General features: G+C 52.1%; 14 protein-coding genes and 2 pseudogenes. 12 read left to right on the top strand and 4 right to left on the bottom strand.

Translation table 11 applies throughout. The features are described 5' to 3' along the window. Positions 1-134: 134 nt before the first annotated feature. Both ACW9JE_RS18750 and ACW9JE_RS18745 read left to right on the top strand, forming a co-directional pair. A complete protein-coding gene (locus ACW9JE_RS18750) occupies positions 135-1,340 on the top strand; it encodes a fumarylacetoacetate hydrolase family protein (RefSeq protein ID WP_457433565.1) in 1,206 nt (401 codons plus the stop codon). 83 nt (positions 1,341-1,423) lie between these two features. Next, the gene (locus ACW9JE_RS18745) at positions 1,424-2,734 is read left to right on the top strand and encodes an MFS transporter (protein WP_457433564.1); all 1,311 of its coding nucleotides are present in this window, start codon (positions 1,424-1,426) and stop codon (positions 2,732-2,734) included. A 133-nt stretch (positions 2,735-2,867) separates the two neighbouring features. On the opposite strand, the pseudogene ACW9JE_RS18740 reads toward ACW9JE_RS18745, so the two are convergent. Then, positions 2,868-3,268, bottom strand: a pseudogene (locus tag ACW9JE_RS18740) (DUF3010 family protein); the annotation flags it as partial. Positions 3,269-3,656: 388 nt separating this feature from the next. Between ACW9JE_RS18740 and ACW9JE_RS18735 the strand changes: the two are divergent. From ACW9JE_RS18735 to ACW9JE_RS18690, 10 genes and pseudogenes are all read left to right on the top strand, one after another. Beyond that, positions 3,657-3,965, top strand: a complete 309-nt coding sequence (locus ACW9JE_RS18735; RefSeq protein WP_224533106.1) for a hypothetical protein — start codon at positions 3,657-3,659, stop codon at positions 3,963-3,965. Between the two features lie 77 nt (positions 3,966-4,042). Next, positions 4,043-5,434, top strand: coding sequence for an ATP-grasp domain-containing protein (locus ACW9JE_RS18730; RefSeq protein ID WP_224533105.1), 1,392 nt, complete (start codon positions 4,043-4,045; stop codon positions 5,432-5,434). Further along, positions 5,435-6,979: an asparagine synthetase B family protein gene (locus ACW9JE_RS18725; RefSeq protein WP_457433563.1), complete on the top strand. Its 1,545-nt coding sequence runs from the start codon at positions 5,435-5,437 to the stop codon at positions 6,977-6,979. 23 nt (positions 6,980-7,002) lie between these two features. Next, positions 7,003-8,115, top strand: coding sequence for an arginine 2,3-aminomutase (blsG, locus tag ACW9JE_RS18720; protein WP_224533103.1), 1,113 nt, complete (start codon positions 7,003-7,005; stop codon positions 8,113-8,115). Positions 8,116-8,144: 29 nt separating this feature from the next. Then, the gene (locus ACW9JE_RS18715; RefSeq protein ID WP_224533102.1) at positions 8,145-9,029 is read left to right on the top strand and encodes a Fe(II)-2OG oxygenase family protein; all 885 of its coding nucleotides are present in this window, start codon (positions 8,145-8,147) and stop codon (positions 9,027-9,029) included. A gap of 37 nt (positions 9,030-9,066) precedes the next feature. Further along, positions 9,067-10,407, top strand: a complete 1,341-nt coding sequence (locus tag ACW9JE_RS18710) for an MATE family efflux transporter (RefSeq protein ID WP_224533184.1) — start codon at positions 9,067-9,069, stop codon at positions 10,405-10,407. Positions 10,408-10,526: 119 nt separating this feature from the next. Then, positions 10,527-11,624 carry an aspartyl/asparaginyl beta-hydroxylase domain-containing protein gene (locus ACW9JE_RS18705; protein ID WP_224533101.1) on the top strand — a complete coding sequence of 366 codons (1,098 nt, stop codon included), beginning with the start codon at positions 10,527-10,529 and terminating at the stop codon, positions 11,622-11,624. 18 nt (positions 11,625-11,642) lie between these two features. After that, on the top strand, positions 11,643-12,770 hold the full coding sequence (locus tag ACW9JE_RS18700; RefSeq protein WP_224533100.1) for a pyridoxal phosphate-dependent aminotransferase: 1,128 nt from the start codon (positions 11,643-11,645) through the stop codon (positions 12,768-12,770). A 156-nt stretch (positions 12,771-12,926) separates the two neighbouring features. Continuing rightward, positions 12,927-14,276, top strand: coding sequence for a KamA family radical SAM protein (locus ACW9JE_RS18695; protein ID WP_224533099.1), 1,350 nt, complete (start codon positions 12,927-12,929; stop codon positions 14,274-14,276). A 266-nt stretch (positions 14,277-14,542) separates the two neighbouring features. Continuing rightward, positions 14,543-14,766 (top strand): annotated as a pseudogene (locus ACW9JE_RS18690) (hypothetical protein); the annotation flags it as partial. A gap of 72 nt (positions 14,767-14,838) precedes the next feature. Here the strand turns inward: ACW9JE_RS18690 and ACW9JE_RS18685 are convergent. The 3 genes from ACW9JE_RS18685 to capB all read right to left on the bottom strand — a co-directional run bounded on the left by ACW9JE_RS18685 (position 14,839) and on the right by capB (position 19,766). Further along, positions 14,839-15,801, bottom strand: coding sequence for an AraC-like ligand-binding domain-containing protein (locus tag ACW9JE_RS18685; RefSeq protein ID WP_457433562.1), 963 nt, complete (start codon positions 15,799-15,801; stop codon positions 14,839-14,841). Between the two features lie 95 nt (positions 15,802-15,896). Next, a complete protein-coding gene (capA, locus tag ACW9JE_RS18680) occupies positions 15,897-17,987 on the bottom strand; it encodes a caprolactamase subunit alpha (RefSeq protein ID WP_457433561.1) in 2,091 nt (696 codons plus the stop codon). Between the two features lie 33 nt (positions 17,988-18,020). Continuing rightward, positions 18,021-19,766 (bottom strand): caprolactamase subunit beta, encoded by a 1,746-nt coding sequence (capB, locus tag ACW9JE_RS18675; protein WP_457433560.1) that lies wholly within the window; start codon positions 19,764-19,766, stop codon positions 18,021-18,023. Positions 19,767-20,027 lie beyond the last annotated feature (261 nt).

The following is a 20,027-nucleotide window of genomic DNA, read 5'->3' as shown; positions in this document are numbered from 1 at the left end:
ATCTGTAGGAGCGAGCACGCTCGCGATGGTGGATCGGACGCCGCGGGGTGTCAGGCTGCCAGCGTTATCGTTGGCGACCATCGCGAGTGAACTCGCTCCTACAGGTCCTGCGAACAGACAATAAGAGAGGCCACATGACTAACCGATCACCTTTGCCCCAAAGCAACGACCTCGCCGTTTTCCACACCGGCACCTGGGTCGGCCGTGTATGGCTTCCCGACCAGGGCCCGGCCGTGGTGCTGGTCAAATCCGGCGCCGTGCACGACATCAGCGCCCACGTGGCCACCGTTTCGGCGCTGCTCGAAGTGGCGGACCCGGTGGCCTATCTGCGCTCGCTGCCCCTGGCCGACGCCTTGATCGAATTGCCCCAGCTGCTGGAAAACAGTGACCCGAACCGGCGCGATGACCGCCTGCCGTGGCTGCTCGCACCCATCGACCTGCAGGCGGTCAAGGCCGCTGGCGTGACCTTCGCCACCAGCCTGCTGGAGCGTGTGGTGGAAGAGCAGGCCAAGGGCGACCCGGCCAAGGCTGATGCGATCCGCGACACCCTTGCCAGCCGCATCGGTGCCGATCTGTCGCAGATCGTCCCGGGTTCGGCCCAGGCCGAAGCCCTGCGCAAAGTGCTGGTGGAGCAGGGCCTGTGGTCGCAGTATCTGGAAGTGGGCATCGGCCCGGACGCCGAAATCTTCACCAAGGCCCAGCCGCTGTCGGCGGTCGGCCACGGTGCCGACATCGGCATTCACCCAAAGTCGAGCTGGAACAACCCGGAACCGGAAGTGGTGCTGGCGGTGTCGAGCAACGGCACTGTCCACGGCGCGATGCTCGGCAACGACGTCAACCTGCGCGACTTCGAAGGGCGCAGCGCCTTGCTGCTGTCCAAGGCCAAGGACAACAACGCCTCGACGTCCGTGGGACCTTTTTTGCGCCTGTTCGACGAGACCTTCAGCCTGGACGACGTACGCAATGCCCAGGTGGATCTGCGCGTGGAAGGCCAGGACGGTTTCGTGCTGCAAGGCCGCAGTTCCATGTCGCAGATCAGCCGCGATCCGCTGGATCTGGTCCAGCAGACGCTGAATGAAAACCACCAATATCCCGACGGCCTGGTGCTGTTTCTCGGTACTCTGTTCGCCCCCAAGCAGGACCGCGATCAGCCGGGCAGCGGCTTCACCCACAAGCCGGGCGATCTGGTCACCATCAGCAATGCGCAACTGGGCGCCCTGTGCAATCGCGTGACCACCAGCGATCAGGCACCACAGTGGGAGTTTGGTTTGCGCTCGCTGATCGACAGCCTGGGACGGCGTGGTTTGCTGGATGCGGCGGTGACGGCGCGCCAGCCATGAGGAAGATGCGGCAGCAGGGATGAATGAGACGCCGGCTGAGCGCCGGCAGAATCCACGTCAATAAAAATAATAAAGGCCATCAGATGAAACCACTGAAGAAGTACCAGAGCATCACCGTCGTGTTCCTGCTGTTGATCGGCATCGTCAACTACCTCGACCGTAGCGCGCTGTCGATCGCCAACACCTCGATCCAGAAAGACATGATGATCAGCCCCTCGCAGATGGGCATCCTGCTGTCGGCGTTCTCCATCGCCTATGCCTTTGCGCAGTTGCCTATGGGCCTGATCATCGACCGTCTGGGCAGCAAGATCGCCCTGGGCGCCTCGCTGCTGGCCTGGTCGGTCGCCCAGTCGGCGTTCGGCATGGTCAACAGCTTCGCCGGCTTCATGGGCCTGCGGGTGATGCTGGGGATTGGCGAGGCACCGATGTTTCCCTCGGCGGCCAAGGCCCTGTCGGAATGGTTCGATGCCAATGAGCGTGGCACTCCTACCGGCATCGTCTGGTCCTCTACCTGCCTTGGCCCATGCCTGGCGCCACCATTGCTGACCCTGTTCATGGTCAACTTCGGCTGGCGCGGGATGTTCATCATCACCGGCTTGATCGGGATCGTTCTGGCGGTGTGCTGGCTGACCTTCTACAAAAGCAAGGCGCAGTACCTGGCGGAGCTGGCGGCCGAAGGCAAGCCGCTGCCGAACGAGCGCAAGGCGCAAGTGGCCCAGCCCGATGCCCCGAAAGTCTCCTACTTCGCCGGCTGGCTCGACCTGTTCAAGCATCGCAGCACCTGGGGTGCGGTCCTGGGCTTCATGGGCGTGATCTACATGCTCTGGCTGCACCTGACCTGGCTGCCGGGCTACTTCGAACGCGAACACGGCATGAACCTGTACAAGACCGCATGGCTGGTGTCGCTGGCCTATGGTTTCGGCGCGGTCGGCACCATCGTCGCCGGGCGTTTCTGCGACATGCTGGTACGCCGTGGCATGGGCATCCTGGCCAGCCGCAAGTTCGGGGTGATCACGGGCCTGGTGCTGGCGGCACTGTTCACGCTGCCGCTGTCGTTCGTCACCGGCCTGACCGGTTGCATCATCCTGCTGTGCCTGGCGCTGTTCAGCATCAACATGGCCAGTGCCACCGCCTGGATGATCGTCAACACCATCGTCGACAGCCGACGCGTGGCCTCGTTCGGCTCGATCCAGAACTTCGGCGGCTACATCGCCGGCTCCGTCGCCCCGATCGTCACCGGTTTCAGCATCGAGTATTCGGGATCGTTCAACACCGCGTTCATGATCAGCGCGGTGGTGGCCCTGTGCTCGGCCCTGGCGTACTTCCTGCTGCTGAACGCACCGGTGACTGAAGCCCAGGCTGCGCCGGAGCAAGTGGTAGGCGTCACCGAATAAACACCAACCCTGTGTAGGAGCGAACTTGCTCGCGATGGAGGCCAACGATAACGCGGGGTGTTTGGTTTCCCGCGTCATCGTTGTCGACAAACGCGAGCATGCCCGTACACAGTTGACACCGGCGTGTCACTAGCTTTTTCACCAGGGCCGAACAAGCGGCTTTTTTAGCCTCATGCTGATATTTGTTCAGCGTCTCCGGCTCCTCAAACTGGTGATTCTCGACCTGCGCATTAATGGTCTGCGGAGACAGCAGCGTCAATTCGCAATTCTCCAGCAACTGGCAAAACACCTTCGATATTTACCGCGGTCGGCTCAGCGGCAAATCCACCCTTCTCGCTGCGCTTCTTGATCGCGATCCGATCTATCGAGTTCTTTCGAAAAAAGGGACGCAACCTGAGCGGCGAACACCTTGACGTTGGCGTCCAGGGTAATTTTCTTGATGGCGAGTGCAACATGATTCAATGCCTGACCGTCGACGGCGGCCACGGAGATGATTGCTTCGCTGCCCTCGATTTTTATGCCGCAGGTTTTCATTTCGATCCTTTTCGCAGCCTAAAGCTCGAGTTGATTAGCGGTAGTACCTAACACCGCGGCAATTTGCTGCGAGTGTCCTTCCTATGCTTTGAGAGGGCTTTTGCTGGGAAAATGTTGACTGAGAGACGTCCATCCGTTTGGCAAATTCATTCTGTGTAACGTTCAAATGCTTATGCCATGGAGCGCTGTCCGAGGGGCGATCAACGGACTATGAAAGCTTGATTGAAAATGTCTTGCACCTTATCAAGTAGAAATTTCTGTAGGATTTTTAGTATCCATCACTGGGAAGTTTCCTTTTTCACTCCTGTGACCGTGAGATCGGTAGTGCAAATTATTTAGTTTGTGCCGCATCATTCATGGACATATTTCACAGATATGGAGTCTGGAAATGAATGCTTCCCTAACCTTTTGTACGCGAATGAAGCCTCCGCTGATTTTCAACTCAGCCAAAAAATATTACGTTTGCCCGCAACAATTAGAAGGGCCGAATACAGGTGTCTTGAGGATTATTGAGCAACAACGGACCTACGCCAACGTTCCGCCCGATGCGATCTGCCGAGTGGCAATCGCGGTCAGTACGCCTCGTAATGGCACGAGAATTCAATGTGAAACTGCACCGTGGGAGTTTACTTGGAATAACGGCCGACAATCACGAGAGGCGCAGAGAATTATGCCGTTCTCAAATGATCTCCACTGATCATGAGTGCGTGACAAGTAGTGCTCGCAATGCTAGCTATCTAATTTTACAAAAAGAAAATTATCATGGATCGATATATGAAGCCGGAAATTCTAATTTTCATAGATAACGACTATTTATCAACTTCGCTGTATTTGTATAGGAGGTGGCACTTTCAAGTCGCAGCAAAAGAAAATATCAGGTGTATAACAATAATCGCAAAAGATAGCAGAAATATTAGTGAAGCTAGTGATGAAAGTGATGAAGTTGTCTTGGTAGATAGTATTGAAGCTAGCGAAGTGCTATATGCAGTAGAGCAATTAAGCCGAGCATACATTGTGAAAGGACTGTTTTGCTACCCGGCGCATGTCACACCGCATGGCGACGCTAACAATGTAGTTGAATATATTGCTAGGCAATACGGGCTTAACTATTATGGCGCCGAGTCACTGGAGAATTGTAACAATAAATACCTAATGCGTTCCCAGTTGAGCAGTATAAAAGATGGAGGGTTGGTAAGTTTCAGGCTCTTTAGCGGAGATTTTGAGACTATAAATGGTATTAAATATCCCGTAGTGATGAAGCCGGTATACGGGGGTGGCTCGGCTTTTGTCTCGATATGTGATGACCTCAAGAGTCTTGAGAAAGCATATAGTCACTTCATTGAAAAATTTCCTGACGTACCTGGAGCCTATTCTTTCTCGGGAACTGAGAAATGGCTTAGTTCCCCAGAAGACGGTCCTGTGCTATATCTGCCGGGAGTTTCCGTGTTAATTGAAGAATTCATTGAGGGGCCAGAAGGTTCTTTAGAGTGCTTGGTTGTCGACGGCAATATCTACCCGATGTTGATATTTGAAAAAATGATAACACGCAGCACCTCTAATACGGTTCTAGAAAAGGTCATAGTTACGCCGCCGCAAAGCTTTTCCACCGATCAGATATCGAAAATCGTATCAACTATTGGCAATTCTATAAAAGCACTGAAGGTAAAGAACGGATTTTTACACGTCGAGTTCAAATTATCCAAAAACGGCCCCCAAGTGATTGAGGTGAACCCGAGGCTGGGCGGATTCTTCGTTGACGATGCACTTAAAGATCTGTGTTCATGTGATGCGTATGCCTTAAACGTCAATTACATCACGGGAAAGCCAGTAACTATAGGGCACCATTTGGCGGATGCCCTTCCGATTTTACCGGAAGAAGCCGTGTACGCGATGCTTCTATTCTATCCAGCTCGATCAGGCTACATCAAAGCTATAAAGATTCCAGAAATTGACTCTGCGTGTGAGATTTTATCGCAGGTACAGCCTACTACTAACGGCCACAAAGATGGTTTTTTCGATGTTGAGAACGAAGAAGCTTATATCGCAAAAATGTGGGTGAGGGCAAAGTCTATAGGGGAGATACTTCGTGTCCACGAAGAGTATGAGAGAAGCATTAAAGTCGAAATATATGAATGTCGTGAAGATAAATTACTGGAGCAGTGCTAAATGTGCGGGATAGCTGCAGTTTTTGAAACGCCTACCAATTCTGATGAAAAATTCGACTTTGAGGCTGCCTTATTACAAATGTTGGGGAGAATCTCCCATAGAGGCGTTGCTGAGAAATTTGGAGAGCGCTTTATATTTTCTCATGCTGCTATTGGTACCAACCGTTTGCCTATTGTGGACAGGGAAGAGAACAAACAGCCGTTCATAGATAACATTTCCGGTCGCGCAATTATATTTAATGGTGAAATATACAACTTGAATGAGTTGCGAGTGGTTTTAGCATCACATGGCGTAAAATTTTTAGGCTGTTCAGATACCGAACTAGTCCTTAGAGCCTATAATCACTGGGGGGAATCTTGCCTGACCCGGCTCAATGGTATATTCGCGTTTATTATCTACTCACCGGAAGACAACACCGTTTTCGCTGCGAGGGATCGGCTGGGCGTTAAGCCTCTATACCTAGCCCAAGAAGGAAGTGTTCTCTATTTTGCATCGGAACTAAAAGCACTAATTGGGTTGACCAACAAGGCACAAGAAATCCTCCCAGGACACTACTGGGTAGACGGTCAACAGAATGCATATTATTTAATCAGCGAAAGCATATTGCCGGAACTAGATTACAAGTCTACGGTATCTAAATGCAATGAGCTACTGCACCTCTCGGTTAAACGTCAAGTCAATACGGATCTTCCAGTAGGCGTAGTTTTCTCTGGAGGGCTGGACAGTGCGATAATTCTTTATCTAGCTAACCTATACCATAAAAACGTCACAGCTTACACGGTCGGAGTGGCTGGCTCAGCTGACGTAGAGTTCGCGCATAGATTATGCAAAGAGCTTGGCGTCAAGATAGTTGTTTCTGATGTTGATCGTGTAGATCTGATGCAGTCTATTAGAGCTACTATATATGCATCTGAACAGTTTGAGCTCGTGGATATAACTGATGCATTAACTATACATTCTGCTTTTTCCCGAATGAAAGAAGACGGAATTCGTATAGCTCTGTCTGGAGATGGAAGCGATGAGTTGTTCGCTGGTTATGACTTTTTTATAGGGGCCAGTGACCGTCGTGCGCTTCAGTTGCATAAGGTTAAGAACTTGTATCGAACTGATCTACAGCGTGTGGATAGAATGAGCATGTTCAATACAGTGGAGTGTCGTGTGCCTTTTCTCGACAAAGAGCTTTTCGATTTTATAATGTCGGCTCCAATGGAGTTTCATGTAAGAGATGATATTAGCAAAGCCTTGTTGAGAGACGCGTTTTTCCTCGAACTGCCAGATTACATCACTCGACGACCAAAAATGAGGATGTCTGAAGGGTCAGGTGTAGGTGGGCTCATTTTTGAAATACTTAATTCAATGAATGACAGCCTGGGCAGCATGCCTTTTCCATTAGAAGATAATGCAGTTAATAGCGCGGCTTTGATATTCCAAGAGTTTGGCTTTGAACTCCCAAGTACGCGGTATAAGGTACAAGGTCTCGATTATCATATTGGGGGATGGACAACCTCGAAAACTAATGAATGGGATAAAAGCCTCGTCAGTTAGCCTGTCAGCGAAGGATAATAAAAATGATTATTGCAAAGGATACTTTAAGTAAACAGGATTTGCTGTCTTCGGACCAATGGGGCGACCACAAGTTTCAAATGAAGAATGCCATTCGCACCAAGGCTCAGCTGGAAGCCTGGGTGACTCTCAGTGATACGGAATTGAAGGGCATTGAACAAACAGAACGCCAGTACAAGTGGATGATTACTCCATATTATGCATCACTAATGGACGAGACCAATGAGAATTGTCCCATTCGGCTGCAAAGCATACCCCACCCAAAAGAAGTTGATGAGAATAATCAGCAGGAGGATGTAGACCCGGTGGGTGATATGGTTTATATGAAAACCAGACGCGTCGTGCATAAGTATCCAAACCGAGTCATATTTCTTGTGTCTGATACTTGCCCAGTTTACTGTAGGCACTGCACTAGAAAATTTCATACGACTGACAAGTCAGGTAGCTATTACAACAAAGAGCTTCCCGCCTCATATGACCAAGACATAGAGTACATCGCAAACAACAAAGAAATCAGTGATGTATTACTTACCGGAGGCGACCCGCTTATTCTTTCCGATAAGATTTTGCATAGTATTATATCTAGGCTCAGTGCAATCCCCCACGTGGATTTTGTACGCATTGGCTCACGGTACCCGGTTTTTCTTCCGCAGCGAATAACCGATGACTTTTGTAAGATGTTGTCCGAATTCAAACCAATTTGGTTTAGTACCCATTTCAATCATCCCGTGGAAGTGACTCCTGAGGCCTTAAGCGCGGTAGATAAACTTCTCTCCCACGGTATACCGGTGCAAAACCAGACAGTTCTGTTGCGTGGAGTGAACGACAACGTCGAAACACTTAGAACGTTGAATCGGATGCTAGTGAAAGGAAGAGTAAGGCCTTATTACCTATACCACGCGGACAATGTTCAAGGCGTGTCACACTTTAGAACGTCGATAGAAAAGGGGCTTGAGATTATGGAACAGTTGCACGGCTATGAAAGTGGTTTCAGCGTTCCACAATATGTTTACACAACTAAACTTGGGAAGATCCCCTTAAATAACCAGTACTTCTATAGGCTGGGTTCTAAGAATTTTGTACTTGGCTATGATCATAAAACACTTGAAATTCCTTGAGGTAAGTTGGTCGCTAGTGGCATCACTTTATGATGGTTTTGAAATCAACTAATTCACAGTTTTTCGGTGATGATATGATAGTTAGTAAATTAGATTACTCAATGTTACACCCGGAATCTATTGTCGCTCAATTTAAAGAGGACTTTAGTTTTTCATCGGACGTCACAATATTAGATCTTCCTAAAGGCGATCAACAGCGACCGACGCCTAAACATTGGAGAGAAGACTGCCATTCAAACTACGATGATTTATTTCTTCAGCTATCAAGGCAAGTTGGTGATGTTTTCGGCTATAGTGATCTACAGAACGGTAAGCTCGTACAAGAAATATTCCCAATTTTCAAGGATAGAAATAAGCAGTTGGGAAGTGGTTCTGTGCACCTTGAACTTCATACTGAAGATCCCGCTTTACCTTATAGGGCAGATGTACTAGGTTTTTTATGCGTAAGAAACGACGATAAAGTCCCGAATTTGCTGTCTTGCCCAGATTTTTCAGGTGTTGAAGCATCGCTCAGGCACAGGTTAACCGAGACCTCTTATACCATTCTGTCCGATCGACCTTCTACTGTCCAATATAAGCCAATAGCTTTAGAGACGGCGGTATTGCAAGAGTCACCTACCGAGGGTTACTGCTTCATTTATGATCCTGTCTATGTTGACTACACAAAAATGTCTCAATGCGAAGAACTAGATTTTAGGAGTTTTATCAAGCTGGTTGAGTCAGCAGTCTTTGAGTTGTCAATGAGCGAAGCACAGATCTTGTTTATTAACAACTACAAGTGCGCTCATGGCAGGCCACAATTCACGCCAAAGTACGATGGAACGGATCGATGGCTAAAAAGAGTACAGATTTCCAAGGATGTGACTAAGCACCTGGAAGGGGAGTACAGTCTTGATATCATCACTGATATATAATCGTGCCGCGAGGCTTTCCCGTAAATATACATCCGAGATGCGCGAGAGTTCCAGACTCTCGCTCGCCTTTGTATCTGGCAATATCGCGCACGTGATTATTGCGACTACGGACGTAATAATGGCTGGATGGATTAGTACCGAGGCGTTAGCTGCGTCGACTTTGGCACAGGGACTCTACTATCTTCTATTTTTACTGTTTTCCGGGCTACTTATTTCCACAATCCCGTTTATTTCTGATGCATTGGGATCTAAGGCGAAAGAAGACCAATTTGCATCTGTATCGACCAGTTGCATTCAGATTATAGTAACCGCATTTTTGATATGCTTAGCAATACTCTATTTTGCGAAAGAAATATTAGTTTTTTTTGGCCAACATCCGCTTTTGTCTCTCGAAGCTCAGAGATACATGAATAGTCTGATGTGGAGCATCGGCCCTGCGATTTTATTCGTACACCTCAGAAATGTTTTATCGATAATGGGGTCGGCGCGATATACGGTAATCGCAATTATTATAGCTGCAATCTTTAACTTCATTGCTAACCTGACTCTGATATTTGGTTTTTTATGGGTGCCGCCCTTGGGTTTGTTCGGTGCAGGTATTGCTACGACACTAACAAACATTTTGCTTTGTATATTCCTGATTATATTAGGCTTTAGAAATTCGCAGTTCAGTGAGCGACAGCACTGTATAAAGTTGACATTGGTCAGGGGGTGGTTGATGTTGCCTATTTTAAGAAACGGTATTCCGGTCTCTTTAACTCAGGCAAATGACACGCTATTTTTCTTCATTCTCACAATTATAGTAGGTAAGTTTGGAGTCGTTGCGCTGGCTGCACATGGTATCGCAATGCAAGTTCTTCAAGTCGTATTTACAATACCTAATGGCATTTCTCAAGCTTCTACTACAAGAATAAGCCTCTGCTCTCCTTTGGGCGTCTATTCGTTGCGGACGCGTGACGCCGGATGGAGCGCTTTATGGCTTGGTTGGATAGTGCTCGCAGTAATATCTTCTATCCTGGTTATTTTTTCCCACGAGATTGCTCAGCTATTTATTGCTCCCGGTGACGGTGGAGATGACGAGCTTATCAAGCTTTCCAGTCTTTTTGTCTGCATTATAGGAGTCTTCCATTTCTTTGATGGAACTCAAATGGTACTGCTCGGTATATTCAGGGGTTTGAAACAGACGATCCTCCCGATGTTTCTTTCAATTATTTGTTTTTGGCTAGTGGGACTACCGCTCGCTCTCTTCTTGGCATTTTATACTGACCTAGGAGCAGCAGGTGTGTGGTGTGGCGTAGGGCTTGGACTAATAGCGCTGTTCTCTCTACTTCTATTTAGATGGATCCGATACAAGGCTCCGGCGCAGGTCGCGGCATGAGAAATCTATACGGCATTGGAGGTATAACTTACATACTAAGGCAAAGCATATTTGTGATAGCTTGCTTGGTATTGGTTTTTCTATTGCTAATTCTAGCGATGCCGAAGGAATTCTTGTCTATGTATTCGGTGTCTTACTGTGGCTTGTTATTTTTTCTTCTATATTCCATCAGCGCTTGGCCGATTGCTCGCTCTCAATTTGATATGCTCAATATCGTCGTGCCTTATTCTATGGTGCAACGTTTTAGTAGCTACTACTGTTGGCTCGTTCTGCTCTCCATTTTTACGTTTACGGCGGGACTCTATAATGGAAATGAATTGCTAGGATTTGGACTTTTAGTATCAAGTCAGTTGCTACTAATTTTTCTCATAATCTGGATGTATACGATGGTTGTTATTTGCTGCAGATCTGCTTTAAAGTGGCGGATGCCGGTGCTCACATTATGGTGCGAGGCGTTTGATGGTCTTGGCGATATTGATGATAAAACACGCAAGTGCATCCTTGATCTAATTGATTCTGAATTTCATGGAAGAGAATTATCACGTTTTAGTCGCCTGTCCAGCGGTTTGTTTAAGCCTACCTTGCCTGTACCTTATGCTACGAATATAAATATCAACGGATTTAAGTCGACGTTCGGGCCCAGAAAACCTATTTGGTCTAAGGACGATTTCAGTTTCCTCTCAGGCATTGATACGCTTCTTGTCGAGATGAAACTGGAACTAATCCAACTCTATGAAAAATACAAAAATATCCAGGAGGAATATCCCTTTCATGGTGATCCTTTGTGGAAGTCAGTTCCGCTTTATAAAGGAGGTAAAAAAGTTGCTGTATACGCTGAACTTGTTCCAAATACGATTCGTTTTGTCGAGGATGTGGTGCCAGGCGCTACTATTAGAGAGGTTGTGCTTTCAAGTCTAGAACCGGGCGGTCACATCGAGCCACATCTGGATTATGTATATCCTATGCTGACGTTACATTTTCCTATCCTTTGTGGTGATGATGGGTTATCTGGACTGAGAATTGGGGAAGAAGTTATTAGCTGGAGGGCGGGTGAAATCGCAATCATTGACACAACATTTCAGCATGAGTCTTGGAATCATAGTGAAAGTACTCGTGTAAATCTGATGTTTGATTTCTGGCCCGGAGATCTGAGCCTGTCGGCAAAAGCTTTTTTCACTGAAGTCTACTCACAGCAGATGCTGCGACACTTAAAATAATTATAGTTGGTGGAGAACATGTCAAACCCAAGCCAGCAGTTATCGAAGTTCTTGAGTGAAGGTCCTAAAATACGTAACTTAATTCAGATGCACGACGGCGAGTTTAATCTCGAGGTTCCGCAGGAGGTTTCTCGCGCGACGATTGAGGCCTTAATGAATGGGCGCACTGGCTATTGTAATCTTACTGGAATCGAAGTTCTAAAAAGCGCGTTGATCGAGAGATGCTTTCAACGATATGGTAGGATTTGTGACCCGGCTGAAGTTTTAGTTTCTAATGGTTCAAGCCAGGCTTTGTTCATGTTGATGAAGTGTATATTGTCAAATGCGGACGAGATTCTGATTCCGAATCCCTGCTGGCCCGCCTATAGATCTTATATAGAGCTAAACGGGGGTATTGCTGTCGATTACGAAATGGGAAGTAAGGGGCTCGACATAGTTGGAATTCGCAAGTTGGTGACTCTGAAAACCAAGGCGCTGATAATTAACTCGCCTCACAACCCCACTGGGTTGACTCTCAGGCGACAAGATATTCTGGAATTGGTGGCGTTATCTCAAGAGTTCGGCTTTCTAATAATTTCCGACGAAGCCTACGAAGGCATAATTTTCGGTAACGGTGAATATGTTAGTCCTCTGGATCTTATGGCCGACTCTAGCCTGCTGGTGGTTACACGCACGTTCTCAAAACTGTTCTCTATGTCTGGTTTTAGAATAGGCTATATGTTCGCGGATAGAAAAATCATCGACCGATGCTCAAAACTTCAGGGCGTCATGACGGACAATGCGTGTACATTTGCGCAGCATGGTGCCTTGGCAGCTATAACGTTGCCTAACAGCATTCTTAAAGAGCGCGTTGATGAGTTGCAAAGCCGAGCCTATTACTGTCATCAGTTATTGAGCACTACATTTGATATTGTACGGCCGCAAGGTGGATTTTTTCTATTTCCTGACATTTCCCGAGTAATGGGTGCTACTTGGAATTCGGATGCCCAATTTGTAGACGATCTACTCAATATAAAATCCGTTTCGACCACGCCAGGTTCTTCTTACGGTATGAAGGACCATATCCGCATCTCTATAGCTTCCGTTAATGAAACTGAAATCAAAGAAGCATGCGGGAGAATTGTTGATCTTGTTCATCATCGCTGATTTCAACAGGTGTTATTACTTTGGCAACTGTTGACGCTTGAAGGCTTCATGGTTTCATCAAGTATTACAGATGGTCCGGGATGTCTAGTTTAGATAAAGATAACTCCATATCTTACGGCAACCTTTATTCTGCACAAAAATTTTATTGGTCAATTTATGCATATTATTGAAATTAAAGTGGTAAGCGTTGAACGCCCCACGGCAAAATTCGAGGTTGAACGTTTCAAGGTTTATACATTGAATCAAATTGACCAGATTCCTCAGCTTGCTAAATTAGACAGTCGGACGATTTTGACGATGAAGGTGGTGGCGAGCGTTCTGCCCTTTCGAGTCAATGAATATGTTGTCAAAGAATTGATCGACTGGAGTAATATTCCAAATGACCCTATATACCAGCTAACCTTCCCCCAGAAGGATATGCTGGACAATGAATCTTTTGATCTAATAGCATCTTTACTTGTAAAAAATTCTGACCGCTCCTCCTGTGAGGCCGCGATAAAAAAGGTTAGAGCTAGACTCAATCCCCATCCTGCAGGACAGCTGGAGCGTAATATTCCTTCGCTTTCTGGCGTGACAGTAACGGGTGTCCAGCACAAATATCGTGAAACTGTACTGTTTTTTCCAAGCGCTGGTCAGATTTGCCATAGCTACTGTACTTTTTGTTTCCGTTGGGCTCAGTTCACGGGTGACCAATCGCTCAAGATTGCCGCTAAGGAAAACGGCCAGTTATTGGATTACCTTCGGGCTAACCCTAAAGTGACTGATGTTTTAATTACTGGCGGAGATCCGCTAGTTATGAAGACAAGTAATTTACGTGCTTACTTAGAAGCACTTTTGACTCCAGAGTTCGAGCATATCCACACCATCAGGATTGGGACGAAGGCGCTTTCTTTCTGGCCTCAGCGGTTTGTAAGTGACAGTGACGCGGGTGAGCTTCTTGATCTATTTAGGAAAATTATCAATAGCGGTAAACACTTAGCATTAATGGCTCATTATAATCATTGGGCGGAGCTTGAGCCTGCCATTGCTCGAGAGGCTATTCTTCGTGTTCGACAAACAGGCGCTCAAATACGTAGTCAGGGCCCGTTGTTGGCTCATATAAATGACTCCGCTGACGTTTGGGTGAGGCTCTGGCAGACGCAAATTCAACTAGGCATTATCCCTTACTATATGTTTGTCGAGCGTGATACCGGGGCCCGCCGATATTTTGAAGTCCCTCTTGTATGTGCGTGGGAAATTTACCGGGACGCGGTCAAACAAGTTTCAGGTATTGCCAGAACTGCCAGAGGACCTTCGATGAGCGCAGATCCGGGGAAAGTGGAGGTTTGCGGTGTAGCTGAAATTCGAGGGGAAAAGGTGTTTGTTTTACGTTTTATCCAAGCACGGAACCCAGATTGGGTGCAGAGGCCATTCTTCGCACGATTTGATCCCGATGCTACGTGGTTCGATCAACTCAAACCGGCTTTTGGGGAAAGTGCGTTCTTTTTCGAGAGTGAAATTTCTTAACCCGTCTTTGCCAGCGTTTTCGCTGATGATCAAGCGTTGCACACATCCCACCGACTCCAATGTGAGCAGCCTGCTCTACTTTACGTGCGCTCTTTGACACCATCGATCACGAGTGGATGATGTGCTTTCTGCAGCACCGAATCGCGGATTGATAGGTATTAGCGTTGATAGTTCCATGGCTGCGTACGGGTGTTTTTGAAAACGGTATGAGTACTTTTGCGAAGCCGGGCACACCAAAAGGTGCGCGTCTTTCACAGCAATTAGCCAATATTTATCTGCTCATGCGCCTAGAAAAATCCCAGCAACTGCTGAGACAAACGGACATGAGCGTGCTGGAAGTGAGTATTGCGTGCGGGTCCGAATGACCGTCGTATTTCGCCCGCAGTTATCGGGCGAATACGAGCGTTGCCAGCGGAATGCCAAGGCCTGCCACAAATGGTGCAGAAACCATTGTAGGAGCGAGCACGCTCGCGATGGAGGCCAACGGTAACGCGGGGCATCAGGCATCCCGCGTCATAGTTGACGACCATCGCGAGCAAGCTCGCTCCTACAGTTTTTTGGGTCAGGAGGGTACGGCTGCGGCGTTGCGCACTTCGCGTGCGGTGCAGCCGAAATGCTGGCGGAAGCTGCGGGTGAATTGGGCCTGGTCGCTGAAGCCCCAGCGCATGGCCAGTTCACCGATGGACAGGTGGCAGGCGGGGTTGTGCAGGCCGCGGTGGACCGCTTCGAGGCGGCGCAGGCGGATCCATTCGCCGAGGCTGTAGGGGGTGCTGCTGAAGAGTTTGTGCAGATAGCGCACCGACAGGCCGCACGCGTCGGCGACCATTTGCGGTGACAGGTCGGGGTTGCCCAGCTGCTTGTCGACGTACTGCTCGATGCGCTGCAAATGCATCGCTGCCAGGTTCGAGCTTTCACTGCTGAGCACGCGCTCGTCCTCACGCAGGGCCATCAACAGGGTCGACAGCGCCTGATCGAGCAACATGTGTCGGGCCGTGTCGCTGCATTCATCGAAGCGCGCCGCGCACATCGCCAGTTGATCGACAAAGATCCTTCCCAGCGCACGGCGGGCATCGAAACAGAAACGGGTGTAGCGTTCGGCGCCGCGCAACTGTCCGTGCAACGCTCGTTCTGGAAGCTTGAACACCCACAGATCGTTGTCGCAGGCGTAGTGAAAGCGGTAGGGCGCATCGCCCCGTTCGAAGATGAACCCGCCCGGCTGGCAATGCAGGGCGCGGCCGTCCTGCTCGAAATGCACTTCGCCGCGACGGGGCACGGTTACCAGATAACAGGCTTCACGGTCTTCACTGACCTGGGCCTTGCTGCGCGAATAGCCCAGCTGACTGGAGCGCAGACGGGACAGGGTCAGCGGCGTGCTGCCGGTTTCCCAGATCTGCAGGCTGCCGCTGAAGCGGCTGCTGGGGGCGAACTCCAGGGACAGGGGAAAATAAGCACTGGCGATGGCCTGGGCCCAGAGCGGCTGGCACTGACTGTCGGACCAGGCGCGGGTGGAGAGTTTGTAGGCCATGGCTGTCCTCGTATGATTTTTATTATGAGGACGGTGCCGAGGCCAAAGCCTGCGGCACCGCTGGTTTGCCATCATTTGCCATTGCTGGCGGACGGTCAATCGTCAGGCGTCAGCCGGTAGGTGGCGGACGGCGCCAGGCTGGCCTGCCAGCCCGGTGGCACGACGATGTTGGTGGTCGATTCCTCGATCACGCACGGGCCCTTGACGGTTTGCCCCGCTTGCAGGTGCTCGCCGTTGTACACCGGCGTGTCCTGCCACGGCGACTGGTCGCTGAACAGCATCGAGCGATGGGCGCTGGCTTTGGCTGCCAGATCCTCGTCGGGTTGCGCCAGTTCCGGCATCGGCGGACGTTGCAGACGGGCGATCACCGAGCATTCGAGGTTCACCAGTTCCGCCGGGCTTTGCGGCTCGCTGTAGGAAAACAGCGCCTTGTGCCGGGTGTGGAAGGCATCGCGCAACGCGGCCAGACCGGCTTGATCCAGTTGATCGCAGCTCAGTTCGACGCTGCATTCATGGATCTGGCCGAGGTAGCGGATCTCCAGGTTGTAGCGGCATTCGACGTTGTTGCCGGCGCCGAAACCGTCGTCGCGCAGGTTGTTCATGCCACGCTCGCGCAATTCGCGCAGGGTGCGGTTGAGCAACGGCAGGTCGACCAGATCGTCATCCAGGCGCATCGGCAGGGTGGTCAATTGATCGTAGCGGATGTCCGAGAGGATCTGCCCGTAGGCGCACAGGCCGGAGGCGACTTTCGGGATCAGTACCACCTTACTGCCGATTTCCTCGGCCAGGCGCATCACGTGCATGCCCGCCGCGCCGCCCGCGCCGATCAGGGCAAAGTCCCGCGGGTCGTAGCCACGCTCCACCGAGACCCGGCGAATGCCGCTGACCATGTTCAGGTTGACCAGGGTGATGATGCCGATGGCCGCCCGTTCCACGCTGATGCCCAAGGGTTCGGCAATCTTGCTGCGGATCGCCTCTATGGCTGCCTTGCGGTTCAGGAGAATGCTGCCGCCGAGCAGGGCGCCGTCGGCCAGGTAACCGAGGGCGAGGTTGGCGTCGGTGACGGTCGGTTCGGTGCCACCCTTGCCGTAGCACACCGGGCCCGGGTTGGCGCCGGCACTCCGCGGGCCGACCTGGAGCATGCCGAAGTCATCCAGATAGGCGATCGAGCCGCCACCGGCGCCGAGGGTTTCCACCTGGATCATCGGAACGCCGATGCGATAGCGCAGAAAGTCGGTGTCCTTGCTGAAGTTGGTGCGCCCGGACTTGCTGAGGGTGATGTCGAACGAGGTGCCGCCCATGTCCACGGTGATCACATTGTCGATGCCGAACGGCTGGGCCACGCACAACCCGGCCTGGGGCGCGGAGGCGGGGCCGGAGTTGATCGCGTTGACCGCGCGCTCGCGCATCACCACGCCCGGCGCCAGGCCGCCGTTGGACTGGAAGTAGCGGGTCGGCTGCTGGGCGCCGAGTTCTTCGAACAGGGCGTCAATGCGCTCGATGTAACGGCCCATCACCGGGCTCAGGTAGGCGTTGACCACGGTGGTCGAGGTGCGGGTGTATTCGCGGATCTGCGGGAACACTTCGTTGCCGGTGCACACGAATACCCCCGGCAGCGCCGCGCGCACCATCTCGGCGGCCCTTAGTTCGTGGGCCGGGTTGCGCACCGACCAGACAAAGGAAATCGCGACTGCCTTCACCTCCTGCTGGCGGAAGTATTCGATGGCTTCATTGATTGCCTGCTCGTCGAGTGGCGCGTATTCGCTGCCGTCACTGAGCACTCGCCCTTTGACCGGCCGACGCAGGTGACGCGGCACCAGCATGTAGGCAGGCGGATAACTGGCGTCGTAACGATGGCCGTCTTCCTTGTGGCCCAGGCGGATTTCCAGGCTGTCTTCGTGGCCATCGGTGCACAGCAGGCCGACCTTGACCCCGGTTTTTTCGATCAGCGCGTTGAGGGCGACGGTGGTGCCGTTGATGCACAGGTCGCAGTCACCGATGATCTCGGCCGGTGTGCGGCCGATGGCGTCGGCGATCTGCGCCAGGCCGTTGCGGATCGCGATCGTGCCGTCCTGTGGCGTGGAAGGCGCCTTGAACAGCTGCACGTTGCCGCTGCGGTCCGCGAGGATGAAATCGGTGAAGGTGCCGCCGGCGTCGATGCCCAGACGATATTGTTGCTTGCTCATGATCAGAGATTCCAGATAGCTCAAAGGGGCCGGTCAGTGCAGGTCGCGGCGGGCACGGGTGGCGGCGTCATCGACCTGGCCGTTGCCGTCGATCACCACGCCGTATTCCAGGCGCGCGCCTTGCACCGACACCAGGCCGTCGCGCACGTCGTTCAGCACGCTGGCGATGGGGCGGCGCAGTGGATTGCCGTAGCCACCGCCGCCGGGGTTGACGTTGATCACCCGTTCTCCCGGTTGCACGGTGATTTGCGCGTTATGGATGAAGTGCTGTTCCTCGCCGTCGGCTTTGCGGTGAATCAGTCGGCCGAGCTTGGGTTCGAGCAGCACGTTGGTGGCGCCGGCGGCCCCTGAAGTCGGCAGTTGCCGGCCCTCGCCGAAACCGACCACGGTCATGCCGTGATCGAGCGGTTCGATTTCGATGCGGGTGCCCGAGCCACCGCGAAATTCGCCCGCGCCGCCGCTGTCGGTCATCAGGCTGTAGCGGTGGATCAGGATCGGGTAGGAGTACTCCAGCAACTCGATATCGCCGGACATCAGCGCGCCGAAGCAGCACAGCGGACCGCACGCCGGCCAGCCGTCCATGACCTTGTTGGCGCCAGCGCCGGAGATGATCGAGGCCAGCACCATGGTCACGTATTCGTCATTGTTGTTGCGCGGGTCGTGGCCGGCGATGTTGATCCCGCTGGCGTGGCCCCAGGAGGCGGTGACGCGATCGGGCGCGGCCTGCTCCAGCGCCAGGCGCACGGCATCGGCCAGGGTTTCCATCGGCGTGGTGGTGCTGTTGACGTGGGGCGCCGGTTCCCGTGCGTTGCACAGGGTGCCGGGTGGGCCGAGGTCGACCGATACGCAGCGGTACAGGCCTTCGTTGTAGGGCGGCGGCACCTGGGCAAACATCATCAGCCCCAGGTAGACCCCGGACACCGAGTTGCCGGCGTAGGAGTTGATGAAGTAGGGCACTTGCGGCGGGCTTTCGATCAGCACGTGGGCCTCGTCGCCGCGAATTTCCACTTGCGCGGTGATCGACAGTTGCCCCAGCCCGTGGCCGGAATCTTCCAGCACCGCGGTGCCGGTGTAGAAACCGTCGGGCACGTCGCGCAGCAGGGCGCGCATGTGCCGGTCGGCCATGTCCTTGAGTTCGGCGATGCAGGAGCGCACCTGTTCCACGCCGTAGCGGTCTAGCAGCTCCAGCAGGTGGCGCTCGCCGACGTTGCAGGCGCCGTACTGGGCGTTGAGGTCGCCTTCCTGATAGGCGCGGGCGCGCATGTTGGTCAGCAGCAGGTTGATCACGTCTTCGCGACGCTTGCCCTGGGACCAGAGCTTGACCGGCGGAATGCGCAGGCCTTCGGCGTAGATTTCCTTGGCGTCGGGGTTGTAGCCGGCGGGCACCGGGCCGCCGATGTCGGTCAGGTGGCCTTTGCACACCGTCCAGAACACCAGTTCGCCTTTGTAGAACACTGGCTTGTACATGCAGCAATCGAGGATGTGGCTGCCTTTGTAGGCCGGGTCGTTGTGGTAGATCACATCGCCTTCCTGGATGTCATCGCCGAAGAAACCGGCGACACATTTCATCGCCGGAATCAGCGAGCCCAGGTGGATCGGGATGTCCTGGCCTTGCAGGATCATTTCCGGAAGGTGGTCGAAGAGGGCGTTGGAATAGTCGTGAGCCAGATTGAAAACGCTCGAACGGCCGGTTTTCTCGAGGGTGATGGTCATTTCGCGCTGAGCGGTTTCAAGCGCGCCCCGCACGACGGCCAGGGTGATCGGATCGACTGTACTCATGGGTCACCAGAAATCTTGTTGTTATCCAGGTGGAGGTCAGGACGAGTGTCTGACCTACGACACAAAGCTACGCGCCGTGGGCGGTGGCTGGCTTGGCGTGGGGTGCACTGGTTTTTGATCCCTGGTGCACTGGTTGCCAACGGTGAAAATGGCCTTCTGTGGCGATGGGGCTTGCCCTAATGCCAGTCAGTTAAGCCGCCGCAAAACATGTAGCAGCTGGCGAAGCCTGCGTCCGGCTGCGCAGCAGTCGTGAAATCAGGC

Source organism: Pseudomonas sp. SDO55104_S430, assembly GCF_054070595.1.
This window is presented reverse-complemented; position numbering and strand designations above follow the sequence as displayed.

What these genes read in the sequence shown, in the direction of transcription:
- ACW9JE_RS18700 (WP_224533100.1), top strand. Translation starts at nt 11,643, where the DNA reads ATGTCAAACCCAAGCCAGCAGTTATCGAAGTTCTTGAGTGAAGGTCCT.
- ACW9JE_RS18710 (WP_224533184.1), top strand. Translation starts at nt 9,067, where the DNA reads ATGCGCGAGAGTTCCAGACTCTCGCTCGCCTTTGTATCTGGCAATATC.
- capA (WP_457433561.1), bottom strand. Translation starts at nt 17,987, where the DNA reads ATGAGCAAGCAACAATATCGTCTGGGCATCGACGCCGGCGGCACCTTC.
- ACW9JE_RS18735 (WP_224533106.1), top strand. Translation starts at nt 3,657, where the DNA reads ATGAATGCTTCCCTAACCTTTTGTACGCGAATGAAGCCTCCGCTGATT.
- ACW9JE_RS18695 (WP_224533099.1), top strand. Translation starts at nt 12,927, where the DNA reads ATGCATATTATTGAAATTAAAGTGGTAAGCGTTGAACGCCCCACGGCA.
- ACW9JE_RS18750 (WP_457433565.1), top strand. Translation starts at nt 135, where the DNA reads ATGACTAACCGATCACCTTTGCCCCAAAGCAACGACCTCGCCGTTTTC.
- ACW9JE_RS18730 (WP_224533105.1), top strand. Translation starts at nt 4,043, where the DNA reads ATGAAGCCGGAAATTCTAATTTTCATAGATAACGACTATTTATCAACT.
- ACW9JE_RS18705 (WP_224533101.1), top strand. Translation starts at nt 10,527, where the DNA reads ATGTATTCGGTGTCTTACTGTGGCTTGTTATTTTTTCTTCTATATTCC.
- ACW9JE_RS18745 (WP_457433564.1), top strand. Translation starts at nt 1,424, where the DNA reads ATGAAACCACTGAAGAAGTACCAGAGCATCACCGTCGTGTTCCTGCTG.
- ACW9JE_RS18715 (WP_224533102.1), top strand. Translation starts at nt 8,145, where the DNA reads ATGATGGTTTTGAAATCAACTAATTCACAGTTTTTCGGTGATGATATG.
- blsG (WP_224533103.1), top strand. Translation starts at nt 7,003, where the DNA reads ATGATTATTGCAAAGGATACTTTAAGTAAACAGGATTTGCTGTCTTCG.
- capB (WP_457433560.1), bottom strand. Translation starts at nt 19,766, where the DNA reads ATGAGTACAGTCGATCCGATCACCCTGGCCGTCGTGCGGGGCGCGCTT.
- ACW9JE_RS18725 (WP_457433563.1), top strand. Translation starts at nt 5,435, where the DNA reads ATGTGCGGGATAGCTGCAGTTTTTGAAACGCCTACCAATTCTGATGAA.
- ACW9JE_RS18685 (WP_457433562.1), bottom strand. Translation starts at nt 15,801, where the DNA reads ATGGCCTACAAACTCTCCACCCGCGCCTGGTCCGACAGTCAGTGCCAG.